Genomic DNA, 16,339 nt, shown 5'->3' with positions numbered 1-16,339 from the left:
TTGGGGTAGCGGTTGAACCAGCGGGCGGCCAGGTCCACCGTCAGCGCCTCCCCGGTCGGCAGCAGCCAGCGCAGCGCGTCGAGCCTGTGCGGCGCCACGGCGAGCATGCCGTCGATCACCGCCGGCACGCACTCCAACACACTGACCTGATTGGCCACCACTTCTTCCAAGAGGCGTTGCGGGTCGTGCACCACCACGTCCGGCAGGATTTCCACACGGCCTCCAAACAGCGGCGCCGTGAGGAATTGCCACACCGAAATGTCGAATCCGGTGGCGGCGGTCTGAGCGATCACGTCGCCCTCACCCAGGCGCAAGTACGGCAGCTTCGACATCTGGTTGTTGAGCATGCCGCGCTGGTTGACCATCACCCCTTTCGGCTCGCCCGTGGAGCCGGAGGTGTAGATGACGTAAGCCAATTGTTCGGCGCTGGCGTAGCGGCCCGGATTGTCATCACGGCCGGTCGCCAACAGCTCTTCCAGAATCAGCAGTCGCGGTTTGTTGGTCTCGACCCCTTGAAGAATCGCTTCGACCTGAGCGAGGCAGTCCCGTGGTGTCAGCAACACGGGCGCCGCGCTGCTCACCAACATCCGCGCGCTGCGCCCGGCCGGGTGGCGATCATCCAGCGCAAGGTAGGCAGCACCGGCTTTGAACGCGCCGATGATCATGCTCAGCAGCGGCAAGCCACGCGGCGCGAACAGCGCCACCACGTCATCGCCCTGCACACCCGCTGCCATCAGGCCGTGGCCGATGCGGTTGGCGTGGCGATTCAACTGGTCGTAACTCAGGGTCTGGCCCTGGCAACGCGCGACCTCCCGCGACGGATGCGCCTGCACGCGGGACTCGAAACGCTCCAGGTAACTGATCTCATACCAGTGCCTCTGCACTGGCCCTTCACCGTAGCCCAGCAATTGCGCGCGCTCGGCCTGCTCCAGGACTTGCAGTTGGTCGAGGGTCTGCTGCGGGTTGTCGATCAGTTGCGACAGCAGGCGGCGGAAATGCCCCACCAGCGTCGTCATGTCGGCGTCGTTGAAGTGACGGGTGTCGTAGGTCAGCTGCAATTGCAGCGATTCGCCTGGCAGCAGCACCACGGTCAACGGGTAGTTGGTGTGGGTGCGGTTGGCCAGCGGGTTGATCCGGTATTCGTTCACGGCCTGCTGAACCTCGGCGCCCAACGGAACGTTTTCAAAGACGAACAGGCTGTCGAACAGCGGCTGGCCACGGGGGGTGTCGGCCAACAACTGGATGTCCGCCAGCGACATGTGTTCGTGCTGACGCATCTCGGCGTTCTGTGCCTGCAATGCGTTGAGCAACTCCAGCGCCGAGGTGCCCATGCTCGGACGCTGAACCCGCAGCGGCAGCGTGTTGATGAACAAGCCCAGCGCGCCTTCGATGCCCTCCAGTTCGGTGGGACGACCAGCGACCGTGACGCCGAACAGCACTTCTTCGCGGTCGGCATGGCGCATCAACAGCAAAGCCCAGGCCGCCTGCACGAAGGTGTTGGCGGTCAGGCGATGTTGCCGGGCCTGATCGGCCAGTTTCGCGGTTTGCGCATTGCCAAGCGCCAGGGTCACGTCGCGCATTTGCGGCTCACCGTGAGGGCTGTGGCGATACGGCAACGGCGTGACCTCGGTGAACCCGGCCAGCGCCTGGCGCCAGTAATCCCGGCTGACCGCTTCGTCCTGCTCGGCGAGCCAGGCGAGGAAGTCGCGATAGGGACGCGCCGCTGGCAGGCTGACGTGGCGGCCGTTGAGGAACGCCCGGTAGTGGGCGAAGAACTCGGTGAGCATCAGGCCCCGGCACCAGGCGTCGATCAGGGCGTGGTGGTGGCTCTGCACGATGCGGTAATCCGCCTCGCCGAACTTCACCAACCGCAGGCGCAGTAGCGGTGCGCGGGCAAAATCGAAACCTTGCTCGCGCTCGGCGGCCAACACCTCTTCCAGTTCGGCCTCAGCGGCTTCGCGGGACAGGTGGCTGAGGTCGATCAGTTGTGCCGGGGACGGCACGCGGCGCATGACCACCTGGCGCTGCACACCGCTTTCCAGACCATGGAATGCGCTGCGCAAGGCCGGATGACGCTGCACCACCTGCTGCCAGGCGAACTTGAATGCCTCGAAATCCACCGTGCTGCCGACCTCATACTGGTCTTGCATCAGGTAGATGCCGTTGCCGCGCTCCAGCAGGCTGTGCAGCAGAATGCCCTGCTGCATCGGGGCCAGCGGCAGGATGTCTTCGATCTCCCGCGCCGGGATCGCCAGCGCGTCCAGTTGTGCCTGATTCAGACCGGCCAGCGGGAAGTCCGAAGGCGTCAGACCGGCGTTCCGTTCATCGCTGCAATGGGCAATCAGGTGCACCAGTTGCTCGCGGTACAGCGCCACCAGTTGCTCGATGCTTGCGCGGCTGAAGCGCGCGCTGCTGAAGGTCCAGTCCAAGTGCAACTGGCCGTCGCGCACCTGGCCATCGACCGCCAGCGCGTTGGCCAGCGGGCCTTGGGGATCGCGCAAATGCTCGAGGGTCTGGCTGGACAGCGAGAACAGCGCACCCTCGGCGGCGTCAAAACGGCCCAAGTAGTTGAACGTCACCCCCTGCCCCACCAGTTCGGGCAGGTCGGCTTTGGACAGGTATTTGAGAACACCGTAGCCCAGGCCTTTTTCCGGCACGGCGCGTACGGCCTCTTTGACCGCTTTCAGCGTGGTGATGGCGTCGTCGGTGGCGTCCAGTGCCAGTGGGTACAGGCTGGTGAACCAACCGACACTGCGGCTCAGATCCAGCGGGTTTGCGCCATCACCTAAAACCTCCTCGCGGCCATGACCTTCCAGGCTGATGACATGCCGACGGCGCCCGGTCCACTGCCACAGCGCCTGGGCCAGCGCGGCCAGCAGCAGATCGTCAATGCGGGTGCGGTAAGCCGCGGGCGCTTCACTGAGCAGACGACGCGTGTCCTGCGCATCGAGGGTCAGGCTGACGCTTTCCCCCGCGCCGATCAGGCTTTGAACGGAACTGTCCCCTGGCAGGCAGGCATCGTCCGCGGTGCAGCGTTGCCAGTGCGGCAATTGAGCGGCCAGGGCCGGGCTGCGTGCCAGGTCTTGCAGGGCCTGCGACCAGTTCTGGAAGCTCGCGGTTTTCTCGGCCAGCGCCACGTTTTGCCCGGCGACAAGACGGCTGTAAGCGTGGTGCAGATCCTCCAGCAACACGCGCCACGACACGCCATCGACAACCAGGTGGTGAATCGCCAGCAACAAACGGCCTTCGCCCGACGGCAGGCGCGCATGCACCACCCGCAGCAACGGCCCGGTCTCGATGTTGAGGCTGCGTTGGGCTTCATCGCTCAGCGACGCGAGGTCTTCTTCGCGGGTCAACTCGCAGGTCCACAGCAGCCGCTCGACGTTCTCGGTCTCGCGATAACGTTGCAACCATTGGCCATCGTCACCCTGGTGGAAGCTCAAGCGCAGGCTGTCGTGTTGCGCGAGCAATGCGTCGAGGGCCTGCCGCAACCGCGCGTTGTCCAGTGCGTTCGGCAGGTTGAGCAACAGCGACTGGTTCCAGTGGGAGCGCTGGGCCACCGGCAACGCAAAGAACCGCGCCTGAATTGGCGTCAAGGCGAAATCGCGGGGCGCGACCGGTGCGACAACCGGCGCAGCAGCGGGCTTGGTTTCTGCGACCACAGCGACCTGCGCCAGCTCGGCGATGGTCTGTTTCTCGAACAATTGCTTGGGCGTCAGGCGGATGCCCTGACGACGGGCACGGGCGATGATCTGCAAGCTGAGGATCGAGTCGCCCCCCAACGAGAAGAAGTTGTCATGCCGCCCGACGGCCTCGACGTTCAGCGCTTTTTCCCACAACGCGGCAAGGGTGGCTTCAACGCCCTCATGGGGCGCTTCGAACTGTGGCGGCACTGCTTGGGGAACGGGAAGCGCGGCGAGGTCAAGTTTGCCGTTGGCCGTGACCGGAAACGCCTCCAGCGTCAGGACGTGGCTCGGCACCATGTAGTCCGGCAGGCTGTCAGCCAGTTGCGCACGCAAGGCTTCTCCATCGACCGTCGAACCCTGGGCGATCAGTGCGTACGCGATCAATTGACCACGGTCATCCACCCGCACATGAGCATCGCGCAGGCCACCGAGCTGACGCAGGCGCTGAGCGATCTCTCCCAGCGCCACGCGATAGCCGCGCACTTTGACCTGATCGTCAGCGCGGCCGAGGAACTGAATCTGCCCGTCGGCCAGAAGGCGAGCCCGGTCGCCGCTGCGGTACAGGCGAGCGCCGTCGCCGTTCGGGTCGGGGATGAACGCCGCTGCCGTCAAACCCGGTCGGTCGTGATAACCGCGGGCAAGGCCAGGGCCGCCGATGTACAGCTCGCCGATGTCGCCCTGCACCACCGGTTCCAGCCACTCATTGAGAATCCATGCCGAGGCGTTGGGCAGCGGCCGGCCAATGGGGGCGTTTTCACGGGTCGGCAGCGCCGTGGACATCTCGTTGCTGAGCACGCCGACGGTGGTCTCGGTGGGGCCATAGTGGTTGATGACGCGGCACACGGGCTTGAGGCGCTTGATCTGCGCCACCAGCTCCCATGGCAACGCGTCACCGCCCAGGATCAGCGCATGCTCAGGCAGCACATCAGCGGCACGCGTCGCTTGCAGCAGGCCACCGAGGTGCGTCGGTACGATCTTCAGCACGCCCACCTTGTGCTCAGCCATGTAGGCCGCGAATCGGTCGGCGTCCTGGGCGCGCTCCGGGCTGATGAGGTGCAGCGTGCGCGCCGAACATAGCGCACCAAACAGCACGGTGTGGCCCAGGTCGGCGCCCACGGTGGAGACCATCGCCATACTCGCATCGGCTGCAAACGCCAAGCGTGCGAGCACGCCCTGGACGTAATCGGCCAATGCGCCATGGCTGATCACCACACCTTTCGGCGTGCCGCTGGTCCCCGAGGTGTAAATCAGGTAGGCCGCCTGCTCAGGGTGCGGACGCAGGTTCAGTGCGGTTGCCGGTTGCGAGCGCCATTGCGCACTCGCGTCGACCGCAATGACTTCACCCTTGAAGTCCGCGGGTGCTGCGGCGTCGCTGATCAACCAGCGCGCCCCGCTGTCCGCCAGCACGAAGGCCTGACGTTCTGCGGGCCACTTCGGGTCCAGTGGCACATAAGCCGCGCCCGCTTTGAGGACGGCGAGCACGCCGACGACGAACTCGGCCGAGCGTTCCAGCAACAGGCCGACGCGGCTTTCAACGCCCACACCCGCCTGACGCAGATGCTGTGCCAGACGATTGGCATCGGCGTCCGCCTTAGCGAAATCGATGTGCTGTTCTTCACAGCGCAGAGCCTGACGTGCCGGCTGCGCAAGCACGCTGGCGTCCCACAGGCTCAACACGTCGCTGGCCGGGAACGGCACCGCTTCGCCGTCCAGTCGCGACGGCACGGCAGCGACCCGCAAGTCCGCCAGCGGTGCGGTCGGCTGAGCCACCACCTGCGCACAGATGCGCAGCAAATCAGCGGCGAAACCGGCAATACGTGGCTCGTCGAACAGGTCACAGGCATAGGTGAACACCGCTTGAATGCCTTCGGCGGTGTCGGTGATGTCCAGCCCCAGGTCGAAGTGCGCGGAGAAATCATCCAACTGGTTGACGTCCATGCGCAGACCGCCCATGTCGACGTTCTGCGGCAGCGGGAACTGTTGGGTGAATTTCACCTGGCACAGCGGGTTGTGGCTGAGGTTGCGGGAAACGCCCAGCGCCTCCACCACCTGTTCGAACGGCAAATCCTGGTGGTTCTGCGCGCCCAGAGCCGTGTGTTTGACCGCTTCGATCAAGGCGCTGAAGGCGTGCAGGGGCGAGACTTCGGTGCGTAGCACCAGGGTGTTGACGAACAAGCCGATCAAGCCCTCGGCTTCGGCGCACGTTCGCCCTGCCACCGGCACGCCCACCCGCAGGTCGGTCTGGCTGGTGTAGCGGTGCAGCAGCGTCTTGAAGGCCGCGAGCATGACCATGAACAGGGTCGCGCCGTGCTGGCTGGCGAGGTCGCGCAGGCCCTGACTCAGCCCAGCGTCGAACGCAATGGGATAGCGGGCGCCGCGATGGCTTTGTTGCGCCGGGCGCGGACGATCGGCAGGCAGGGTCAGCACGGGGTGGGTAGCGCCCAGACGGGCACGCCAGTAGCTGAGTTGACGCTCGCCCTCGCCATCGGCCAGACGGTTGCGCTGCCAGGCGGCGAAATCGGCGTACTGGATCGGCAACGGCGCCAGTTCCGGACTGCGGCCCTGAACATGAGCGTTGTACAACGCCGCCAGCTCTTTGAGGATGACCTGCACCGACCAACCGTCCGAGATGATGTGGTGCAGAACCAGCACCAGTTGCCGCTGATGCTCACCCAGACGTACGTCCAACACACGCCACAGTGGCCCGGTTTGCAGGTCCATGGGTTGCTCGACGGCGGTCTTGGCCAATTCGCCCAAGGCCCGCAACGGCTGAGCATGCAGGCTCAGGTCATGCTGTTCGATGAACACCGGCTGAGGGGCATGAATACGCTGCACCAGCACTTCATTGGCATCGATGGCGAAGGTGGTGCGCAGGCTTTCGTGACGGGCGGCGAGATCGTCGAAGCTGCGTTGCAGGGCGACGTCATCCACGGCGCCACTCAGGCTCACTTGCCCGCACAGGTGATAGGCGCTGCTGTCGGGTTCCAGTTGCGCCAGGAACCACAGGCGTTGCTGAGCGAAGGATTGCTCGGGTGCGCTGTCGCGAGCAATCCGCGCCACGGCAGTCGGACGGTCAGCGCCTGGCCCCAGGCTGGCAACATGGGCATTGAAGGCACCAAGGGTCGGATGTTCGAACAGGTGAGCCGGCTCGAGCTTCAGGCCCAGCTCGCGGTTGAGACGGGACAGCACTTGCACCACGCTGACCGAATCGCCGCCACGGGCGAAGAAATGATCACTGGCTTGCAAGCCGTCCTTACCTAGCACTTCGCGCCAGGCTGCCACGACTTCCGGCATCAGCGGTGCAGCGTCGACGGTGCTGCCGGCCCCTCCGGCATCCAGCAAGTGACCGTCCTGCCAAATCGCAAAACTGTCGAGGCTGCCGTTCTGCCAGCCAACGCGACACGCCGAACGTTGCAGCTTACCGCTGGTGGTACGCGGCAGCGCGCCAGGCTCCAGTAGCACCATGACTTTCGGCGCCACCAGAAACAGCTCGGTGACCGCATCGCGCACGGCTTCGCAGATCATCTGGGGCTTCATCAAGCGACGTACGTTGCGGCTGATTTCCAGCGCCAGGCCCACCCCTTCGGCGCCCTGCTCGTCGGTCACCGGAAAGGCGGCGATGCGCCCGCGACGCAGCAGCTCGACGCGCTTTTCCAGCGACTGCTCGATGTCTTGCGGGTAGAGGTTCTGACCATTGAGGATGATCAGGTCCTTTAGGCGGCCGGTAATGAACAGCTCGCCGTCGCTGGCGATGCCCAGGTCGCCGCTGCGCAACCAGCGCTTGCCGTCTTCTTCAACGAACGTCTGGGCCGTGGCTTCGGCGTTCTGCCAATAGCCCTGAGCGACGCTTGGACCGGCGATCCAGATCTCACCGACCTGGCCAGGTTGCAGCACTTGCTGGCTCGCCGGATCGACGATGCGCAGGTCGTGATCCGGGCGGCACCAGCCACAACCCGGCAGGCGACTTGTGGAGTTTTGATTGGCGAACAATGCCTCGTCGGCGTCGCCTGCGGCGAGCTGGCTGCCGTCGAATCGTTTGATGCCGAACGGCGCGTCGCGGTGGGCGGCGCTGACGTACAACGTCGCTTCAGCCAGCCCATAACTGGGGGTCAAGGCGCGACGGTCGAAACCTGCCGCAGCGAAATGCTCGCTGAAAGCGTCCAGCGTGGCGATACGAATCGGCTCGGAGCCAGAGAACGCCAGGCTCCAGTTGTCCAGTTGGAGTTGCTTCACCGCGCTCGGCTTGATGCGCTCGACGCACAGGCGGTACGCGAAATCCGGGCCGCCGGAGAAGGTGCCGTTGTATTGGCTCATCGCTTCCAGCCAGCGCGCGGGACGCCCGAGGAAGTAATTCGGCGACATCAACGTCAAGGTGCCGCCGTAATACAGCGGCAGCAGCAGGCCGCACATCAGGCCCATGTCGTGGTACAGCGGCAGCCAACTGACCCAGCTTTCCGACGCCGCATCGCTGACGAAATGGCGGGCCATGGCGATCTCGTTGGCCATCAGGTTGTCGTGGGACACCATCACGCCTTTCGGGGCACTGGTCGAACCCGAGGTGTACTGCAGAAAAGCCAACGACGCCGTGTCGATCAGCGCGGGCTGGAACCGCCCTTCCCAGCCGCCGACCTCTTCGACGGCCACAAAACGCCCATGGGCGGGCATGAAGGGTTGCAGCAGGTGCTGGAATTTATCCAAGTCTTCGCGACGGCCGAGCACCACGCCAGGCGCGGCATCCTGGAGAATGCCGGTCAGGCGGTCCAGGTGGGTCTGGCGGTTGTACTCGGGGGCGAAGGCGGGCACGGCAACGACATTCGCGTAGAGGCAGCCAAGAAACGCCGCCGCGTAATCAGCGCCCGTCGGCAGGATCAGCACACAACGCTCGCCGCCCTGGGCCCCCAGGTGATGCTGCAACATGCCTGCAACGGCGCGCGCCCGCTCATCCAGTTGCGCATAGCTCGTCAGTAGCGGGGGCTGGTCTTCGTGGACGATGTGTCGAAGGGCAATCCGGTCCGGCTGGTGCTGCGCGTAAAAGCCCACCAGTTCGGGATAATGCGCGGCCTGATCGCGTATGGATTTCATGCGTTCACCTATTTGTTTCGGCAAGCATCAACCCACGGAAGGCCGAACAGGCCTCCCGCGAGGTCGTGAAAAGGGATTGGGTGGCCGCCCTCGGCCACCGTCGTGACGGTCTAGCGCGCCAGCTTCAGCGCCACGCGCTCATGGGGCTGCGTCGGTCGGTTGGAACAGGGTTGCTCGTACTCGGCAAAGATCGACTCCACCACTTCCTGGGAGCGCACGGCCAACACCGACAGCAGTGTGTCGCTCAACCCATGGCTGTCCTCGCAGCAACCCTGAAGGAAGATGCCCGCTTCGCTGCCCGCCCGCAGCGCCAGGCGGTAATCGCGGTCGACGGTCACGCCCTGGATGTGTTCCCCGAGACCGGCCAGGAGCTCGAGGTGATAGTCGCGGCGGTAACCGGTGGCCAGCACCACGATGTCGAAGGACGCGCTGTGAGTCTGGTCAAGAGCCGCGTCCTGCAGGAACAGCTCGATACCCGCGGCGCCGACTTCGGCATGCACCACTTCGCGGTTGGTGAGCAAATGATGACGCTCCTCGCCCCGAACCTTCTGCTGGTACATGCGCTGGAAAATGGTTTCGATCAGGTCCGTGTCGACGACGGAGTAGTTGGTGTTGCGGAATTCGGTGAACAACGCGTCTCGCCGCGCTTCGCTGTGGTTGAAGATGGTATCGGTGAAGGAGGGGTTGAAGATCTGGTTGACGAATGGGCTGTCGTCGGACGGCTTCAGCGCACTGCCACGGATCACCAGACTGGCCTCCACGTTGTCGAAACGGCAGGCTAGGTCCTCGAAGATTTCCGCCGCGCTCTGCCCGCCGCCGACGACCGCCACGCGCACCGGGCCCGGACGATTGACCAGCAATTTTTCAATGCCGCCGCGGTAGCCCGCCGAGTGCAGGACACGGGGGTCGTGCACGCCGTCGAAGGCCGCCGGGGTCTGCGGGACGCCGCCGATACCAAACACCAGATTGCGCCCGCGACGACGGGAAATACCGCCACCCGGGCCTCGGGAAATCACATCCACCGCGATGAAACGCCCGTCCTGAACATGTGGCTCGACCGCGATCACTTCCTCGCCGTAGTGCGCCTGCTCGTTGAAATGCGAGGCCGCCCAGCTCAGGTAATCGGTGTACTCCTCACGGGTCGGGAAGAACGTCTTGAGGTTGATGAAATCCTGCAACCGCCCCCGCTCCTTGAGGTAATTGACGAAGGTGAAACGGCTTGCCGGGTTGCGCAACGTGACCAGGTCCTTGAGGAAAGATATCTGCATGGTGGAGCCGTCGATCAGCATGCCTTCGTGCCAGTTGAACGCGGGCTTCTTTTCGAGGAAACACACCTGGGGCGCCAGCCCGTTACGCAATGCGTGCTCTTGGGTGGCAATCGCCAAGGCCAGGTTCGACGGGCCGAAACCAATGCCGATGTAGTCGTAGACGAGTTCCATGCTTCCCTCTCGTTAGGAGCGATGCGTGATGAGGTCCAGCGCGGGAGTGAGCCATCTCACATACGCCAGGGGCAGGTCACACGCATCGAAATGAGTAAGACTGATTATCATTACAAAGACGCCTGAGCCCATCGGCTGTTTAGTCTTTGCGGCTGAAAAACTTACAAAGCCTTTACGACTTCCCGTGCGTACGCGCCACCGATCTCCTCCACGGCATCCCGGCTGGCGTGCTCGCGGCGGTCCCCCTGCAATTCGCTGAGTTGGCCCGACTCCATCTTCACCAGGCGGTCCGCCACATCGAAGTACTGATCGTCGTGGCTGATGGCGAACACGGTGACCCCAGCCTGCTTGAACATCGGCAGCAGCTCGCGGTAGAAAAACCGGCGAAACAACGGGTCCTGGTCGGCGGCCCATTCGTCGAGCAGCAGGATGTCGCGGCTTTCCAGCAGCGCCAGCAGCAATGCCAGGCGTTTACGCTGGCCTTGGGAAAAACGCGTATCGAGGAGGTGCCCTTGGCCGATCTGCACTTTGTGCTTCATGTGCAATTGATCTAGCCAGTGCTCCACCTGCACGGTGTCGGCGTCCTGCCCCTCGGCCCCCAGCAGTTGCGAAAACAGGTGGAAGTCCGTGAACACACTGGCGAACAGACGACGGTAAGCCAGCCAGTCGTCCGCGCCGATCACTCGGCCGTCGATCAGAATGGCGCCTGCCGACGGGCGATAGAGACCGCTGAGCAGACGCGCCAGGCTGGATTTTCCACTGCCATTGCCCCCCATCAGAAACACCGTCTCTCCCCGGCGCAGCGTCAGGCTGACGGGCCCGACATCGAAGCCAGGCTCGTCCCCCTGAGCCGGGTAGTGATACTCGACATCGCGCAGCTCAAGGGTCCGCCAGTGACCGACGATATGGCTCGGCGCGATGTCGAAGCTTTCGTGATGCTCGGCCAGTGCCAGCGACTCGACCTTGTCCAGCGCCACCCGGCCGGACACCTGCGCGGGAATCGCCGCCACCGCCAAGACCAAGGGGGTACGCATGAACAGCACCGTCAGCGCATAGGTGGCCGCGACTTCGGTCGGGGCCCACCCCAGACCGTTAGCCAGGTAAAACGCCAGGCCGATGGTGCCCAACACCATGATGTTGGCCCAGTTGCTTGCCAGCCCGTGGTAACGATCAGCCAGGGTGAAATGCTCGCGATAGCGCAACGCGGCACGGTCGAACGTTTCCTCGTAGAGGCGACGAGCGCGGTCGCGGTTGAGGGTCAACTCCTTGCGACCGTCGATCACTGACTGGTAGCTCTGATAGAGCTTGTCCTCCGACTCCCGCAGCGCGCGGATGTGGGCATTGAGTTTGCCCACCAGCAGCCAACCGACGCCCAGGGTGAACGCCATCCAGCCCAAGGTGGTGATGAACAGCGACGGTGACAGCCAGGCCAGGTAACTGAAGGCGGCCAGGCTGAGCACTGACCCGTAGATCAAATCCGGCAGTTGCACGAAGGCCATGGTCACGGCCCTGATGTCGCTGGACAGGCTGGCGTAGATTTTCGCGCCGCCAATGGACTCGATCCGCTCGATGTGGGTGTCCAGCAAACGCTTGACCATCACCCGGCGCAGGCCGTACACGAAACGATGCCCCAAGGCGGTCAGCGACAGCGACGCCCCCGAAGCGAGCGCCAGCAACACCACCAGCATCAGGCCAAACTGCCACAGCGCTGTGCCCAGCCCTTCGTGGACGCTGATCATGCGCTGGTTGACGAAGGCGATCACGCCCACGCTCAACAGGCCGCTGCTGATGCTCAGCAGCAAAACCATCGCAAGCGGCCAGCGGTATTGCTGGAAGACCAGACGAACTAATTTCATGAAAAACTCCGGCAGAAAGCGAAAAACGAAAAGGGGTACAACCGCACCTAGATGTCGCCCAGCCGCGCACGGCAATGGGACAGCGTGTCGCGCAGCAGAAAGTTGACCATGGTGGGGGAAGTGCCAATGACCTTCGCCACATCGCGTTGGGTGTAGCCCTGGATCTGGCTGAGGTTGAAAACGATGCGCATGCGCTTGGGCAGTTCGTTGAGCGCGCCCACCAGTTGGGTCACCGATTCACGCCCCGCGAGGACGCGCTCCGGGGAGACCTCGAACCGAGGCTGCTCGTCGAGCTCGGTTTCGGCGCCATGGCTGCGCTCGAGGCGCTGACGGCGCAGGCGGTCGATGGACAGGTTGCGCACCACCCGAAACATGTAGCGGGCAGGTTCGACGGAGGCGAGATCGCTTTCGAGCATCTTCACGAACGCGTCCTGCACCACGTCTTCGGCGCGTGCGCGACAGCCCAGAAATTTCGCCGCCAGACGCAGCAGCCCTTCTCGATGGGTGTGGTAGGTGCCCATCAAGGCATCGAGACGCGGGTCCATGGACGCACAAGACCCGCCAACGCACGTGGAGCGAACCCGGGTGGACTGGCTCATTGCAGGTTGAAAATCCATCTTGCTCGACATCCCTGGTTACAAAGGAACGCGAAGAATAACGCAAACGATTCTCATTGCAATGTAAGAAATTTTACCGTTACGCGAAACTTTCGTTATAAGTCGGTGGTCGTTCCCCGAGCTGGGGTATGGCGGCAACATGCTGGCAGTAGCGCTGTAACCCGCTGATTTGAAGGCGCTTGCCCTGCCCTGCTACGCCCAGTTGCCATTGCACGAGGGCCAGGTGCAGGGCAATTCCCGCTGGCAGAAACAGATGGCTTCACGACGAAGATCGGTGCGACCTGAGACACAAGTCGCACATCTGACCTGCCCTACTGCAGTATCTGACCTGCCCTACTGCAGTAAGAGCAGAGTTGCATGGCGCGTCGGAGGTTTCTGCATCCAGCGCGGCCAGTATTTCAGGGTGAGTCAGGGTTTCAATCGCAGTTCCAGATATTGCAACAACATGATGGTCTTGCCATCGGCGATCTCTCCGGACTCCACCATGGCAAGCGCTTGTTCGAAGCTCAGCTCCAGCACTTCGATGTCTTCTCCTTCCTCTTCCAGGCCACCACCGGTGCTGACCCGATCATCCGGCCGATACTCACCGATGAAGAAATGAATTCGCTCGGTGACCGAACCCGGGCTCATGAAGGCTTCGAAGATCTTGCGCACCGACCTGACCCGGTAGCCGGTTTCTTCTTCAGCTTCCAGGCGAATGCGCTCTTCGGGGCTGGCGTTGTCCAATAGCCCGGCGGCCGCTTCGATCAGGTAGCCGTCATGGTCGTTGACGAAGGCGGGGAGGCGGAACTGTCGCGTCAGGACGACCGTACGGCGCTCCAGGTTGTAGAGCAGGATGGTTGCGCCATTGCCTCGGTCGTAGACCTCGCGCGTCTGGGGCTGCCAAGTGCCGTCACGCCGCTTCAAATCGAAGCTGTATTTCTTCAGCACGTACCAGTTGTCAGAGAGGGTTTCTTCGGCGGTGATGCGGATAGGGGGACGAGACATGGATGGCCTTGGTGACGGCGGGTGCCAGATGGAAGATGGCACCACCCTAGCAGGACTTCCCGAGCCGAGCGAACGCTGAACGAGCGCTAAACACAGGCCGTCATCCGGGGCTAGCACAGCCCACTGCTCGAGATCAAAGGGGGAAACTATCGATTGTGTCGATATCCAACATGCTACGCAGCGCCGTTCATTTCGTGCGCCAGGCACGGGATCATCACGTCATCGACTCACTGAACAAGGATTCTCCGATGTCCATCAACATGACCATCCTGCTAATGCTGATCGTGTCCTTTTCAATCGCCTTGGCAGGGGTTGCACACAGTTGACCGCGCACGGTCAACCCGCGAAGTGACGCTACCGGGCCGACCGTCGCCTTTCACGCGTCACTCGTGGAAGTCCGCCACGGTGTCCTGGCTTCCTACGAAGAAACTGTCTGCGACGATCCGCAGCGGCTGCAGGTCCAGATCGCTGCGTTTGGCCGCGATCAGTTGCGCAAAATGGCGGTACATCGCTGAGTACTCCCCCTCTTCCGACAAGGTCTGAATCGCACCGTCCAACGTTGCCACCGCCCCGCCGCTGTCCAGGCGCATGACACCGGCGTCCGTGTGCAACTCGATCCGCCACAGCTCATTGTCGGAATGGTCGAAATCGAACTCGGCCAAGACCTGCACGCCTTCCCCATCGCGCAGATTCAGCGTGGCGGCAATGGGCGATTGGCAATTGCCCGGCACCTTCAGGTTTGCCGACGACACAAACAACGGATTCGGCAGCAGGTCGGTGACGATGGACAGGGCATTGATGCCAGGATCGAATACCCCCAGCCCCCCCGCCTCCCAGATCCACGACTGACCGGGGTGCCATTTACGCACTTGCTCCTTCCAATGCACGACCACCTGGCGCAAACGCTGGCCCTCAAGCCAGGCTCTGGCATGGCCCACTCCCGGCGCAAAGCGCGAGTGCCAGGCGAACAAACCCGTCACGCCGGCGCGGCCCACTTCATCGATCAGCGCATAGGCCTCGCCCAATGTCGAGCAGGGAGGCTTCTCCACCAACACATGCTTGCCCGCCCGCACGGCTTGCTCGACGAGCCCGTAGCGGCCTTGCGGCGGGGTGCAGAACGCAATCGCATCCACCTGCGGCGCCTTGGCCAACAGTTCGGTCAGCGAACCGAAATTTTCCACCTCGGGACAGGGTCGCCCCATCGTGGCCACGGCCACCAGGTCGAACTGCGGGTTGGCCCGGATCGTCGGGACATGTTGATCCTGCGCGATCTTGCCGTACCCCACCAATCCAAGACGAATCGGACGCATCGATGACTCCTGTGATCTTGTCGTTATTGTCTACAGACGCAGCGCCAGCGTGAAGAAAGCCAATGTCACGAACAGGTGACAAAACGCGGCGAAATGGATGAAAAACCCTCCGATTTGAACAGACAGTCCACCCGGTCGCAAGCCTCGTTCTCATCGGTGTGCCGGTCACGGTGGCGCAAGCCAAGCTGCTGAGGTAACGAGTGAGCTCAACGCCCTTCCAGCAGCTCCCCCGCCTTGTCCAGCAGGCCCAGTGGGTCGTGGGTCTTGTGGATGTCCACCGACAGCAACTGACGAAACTTGCGTGCGCCGGGAAAGCCGGTGCCCAGCCCGAGCACATGACGGGTGATATGGTGCATCGACCCGCCTTCGCGGAGATGCGCCTCGACGTAGGGACGCAGTTTGGCCAGGGCCTCGGCCCGGGTAATGGGCGGCTCCGTGCCCCCAAACAGCAAGCGGTCCACTTCCGCCAGCAGGTAAGGGTTATGGTACGCCTCACGCCCGAGCATCACCCCGTCGAAGGTCTTCAGGTGCTCCTGGCACTGCTCGAGCGTCTTGATCCCGCCATTGAGAATGAATTCCAGGTCCGGAAAATCACGCTTGAGTTGCGCAGCCACCTCATACCGCAAAGGCGGAATCTCACGGTTTTCCTTGGGTGACAAGCCTTCGAGGATGGCAATGCGAGCATGCACCGTGAAACTGGTGCACCCGGCCTCACGCACCGTGCCGACGAATTCGCACAGTTGTTCATAGCTGTCCCGGCCATTGATCCCGATCCGGTGCTTGACGGTCACTGGGATCGACACCGCGTCACGCATGGCCTTGACGCAGTCGGCGACCACCTGCGGATGCCCCATCAACACCGCCCCGATCATGTTGTTCTGCACCCGGTCGCTGGGGCAGCCGACGTTCAGGTTGACTTCATCGTACCCCGCCGCCTGAGCCAGGCGGGCGCTGGCGGCCAGGTCTGCCGGGTGGCTGCCGCCCAGTTGCAGGGCCAACGGATGCTCAGTCGAGTCATGCCGCAGGAAGCGTTGGCTGTCGCCGTGCAACAACGCACCGGTGGTGACCATTTCGGTGTACAGCAGCGCATTTTTTGACAGCAGCCGCAGGAAGAACCGGCAATGGCGGTCAGTCCAATCCATCATCGGCGCGACAGAAAATAATCTATTCATAAACCCTTGGTTTTCAATGAGTAAAGGCGAAACGATTGCATGAGGGACGCGTTTAATCGGTCGCCAATTCGTCGCCCATGGACGACAACGCCCGTCCATGCGCCACCAGCAGCACACGCAGTGCCTGTTTGAACGGTCAGGGATTCAAGGCCAGGGCGGTGCAGCGATAGCTGCCGTCTCGCGGCAGTGT

At 63.2% G+C, this 16,339-nt stretch carries 8 protein-coding genes; 1 reads left to right on the top strand and 7 read right to left on the bottom strand.

What is annotated here, in order from left to right:
• The 5 genes from DBP26_RS24170 to nudK form a co-directional block, all read right to left on the bottom strand.
• Positions 1–8,768 (bottom strand): non-ribosomal peptide synthetase (locus DBP26_RS24170; protein WP_256604730.1); only part of this gene is annotated, 8,768 nt, incomplete at its 3' end.
• Positions 8,769–8,878: 110 nt separating this feature from the next.
• Positions 8,879–10,207 (bottom strand): lysine N(6)-hydroxylase/L-ornithine N(5)-oxygenase family protein, encoded by a 1,329-nt coding sequence (locus DBP26_RS24165; RefSeq protein ID WP_108239995.1) that lies wholly within the window; start codon positions 10,205–10,207, stop codon positions 8,879–8,881.
• Positions 10,208–10,368: 161 nt separating this feature from the next.
• Positions 10,369–12,063 carry a multidrug ABC transporter permease/ATP-binding protein gene (locus DBP26_RS24160; protein WP_108239996.1) on the bottom strand — a complete coding sequence of 565 codons (1,695 nt, stop codon included), beginning with the start codon at positions 12,061–12,063 and terminating at the stop codon, positions 10,369–10,371.
• A 47-nt stretch (positions 12,064–12,110) separates the two neighbouring features.
• Complete coding sequence (locus tag DBP26_RS24155) at positions 12,111–12,608, bottom strand: sigma-70 family RNA polymerase sigma factor (RefSeq protein ID WP_158541445.1); 498 nt, start codon at positions 12,606–12,608, stop codon at positions 12,111–12,113.
• 480 nt (positions 12,609–13,088) lie between these two features.
• Positions 13,089–13,667, bottom strand: coding sequence for a GDP-mannose pyrophosphatase NudK (nudK, locus tag DBP26_RS24150; RefSeq protein ID WP_108239998.1), 579 nt, complete (start codon positions 13,665–13,667; stop codon positions 13,089–13,091).
• A 170-nt stretch (positions 13,668–13,837) separates the two neighbouring features.
• Here nudK and DBP26_RS27015 point away from each other — a divergent pair, with 170 nt between their 5' ends.
• Positions 13,838–13,993 carry a hypothetical protein gene (locus tag DBP26_RS27015; protein ID WP_158541446.1) on the top strand — a complete coding sequence of 52 codons (156 nt, stop codon included), beginning with the start codon at positions 13,838–13,840 and terminating at the stop codon, positions 13,991–13,993.
• Positions 13,994–14,050: 57 nt separating this feature from the next.
• On the opposite strand, the gene DBP26_RS24145 is transcribed toward DBP26_RS27015, so the two are convergent.
• A complete protein-coding gene (locus tag DBP26_RS24145; protein WP_108239999.1) occupies positions 14,051–14,977 on the bottom strand; it encodes a Gfo/Idh/MocA family oxidoreductase in 927 nt (308 codons plus the stop codon).
• A 206-nt stretch (positions 14,978–15,183) separates the two neighbouring features.
• Positions 15,184–16,149, bottom strand: coding sequence for a tRNA dihydrouridine(20/20a) synthase DusA (dusA, locus tag DBP26_RS24140; RefSeq protein WP_108240000.1), 966 nt, complete (start codon positions 16,147–16,149; stop codon positions 15,184–15,186).
• Positions 16,150–16,339 lie beyond the last annotated feature (190 nt).

The organism is Pseudomonas sp. RIT409 (genome assembly GCF_003052515.2).
GTDB lineage: Bacteria > Pseudomonadota > Gammaproteobacteria > Pseudomonadales > Pseudomonadaceae > Aquipseudomonas.
Note: the sequence above shows the minus strand (reverse complement) of the source record. Positions and strands in the feature narration are given on the sequence as shown.

What these genes read in the sequence shown, in the direction of transcription:
- DBP26_RS24165 (WP_108239995.1), bottom strand. Translation starts at nt 10,207, where the DNA reads ATGGAACTCGTCTACGACTACATCGGCATTGGTTTCGGCCCGTCGAAC.
- DBP26_RS24155 (WP_158541445.1), bottom strand. Translation starts at nt 12,608, where the DNA reads ATGGACCCGCGTCTCGATGCCTTGATGGGCACCTACCACACCCATCGA.
- DBP26_RS27015 (WP_158541446.1), top strand. Translation starts at nt 13,838, where the DNA reads ATGCTACGCAGCGCCGTTCATTTCGTGCGCCAGGCACGGGATCATCAC.
- dusA (WP_108240000.1), bottom strand. Translation starts at nt 16,149, where the DNA reads ATGAATAGATTATTTTCTGTCGCGCCGATGATGGATTGGACTGACCGC.
- DBP26_RS24160 (WP_108239996.1), bottom strand. Translation starts at nt 12,063, where the DNA reads ATGAAATTAGTTCGTCTGGTCTTCCAGCAATACCGCTGGCCGCTTGCG.
- DBP26_RS24145 (WP_108239999.1), bottom strand. Translation starts at nt 14,977, where the DNA reads ATGCGTCCGATTCGTCTTGGATTGGTGGGGTACGGCAAGATCGCGCAG.
- nudK (WP_108239998.1), bottom strand. Translation starts at nt 13,667, where the DNA reads ATGTCTCGTCCCCCTATCCGCATCACCGCCGAAGAAACCCTCTCTGAC.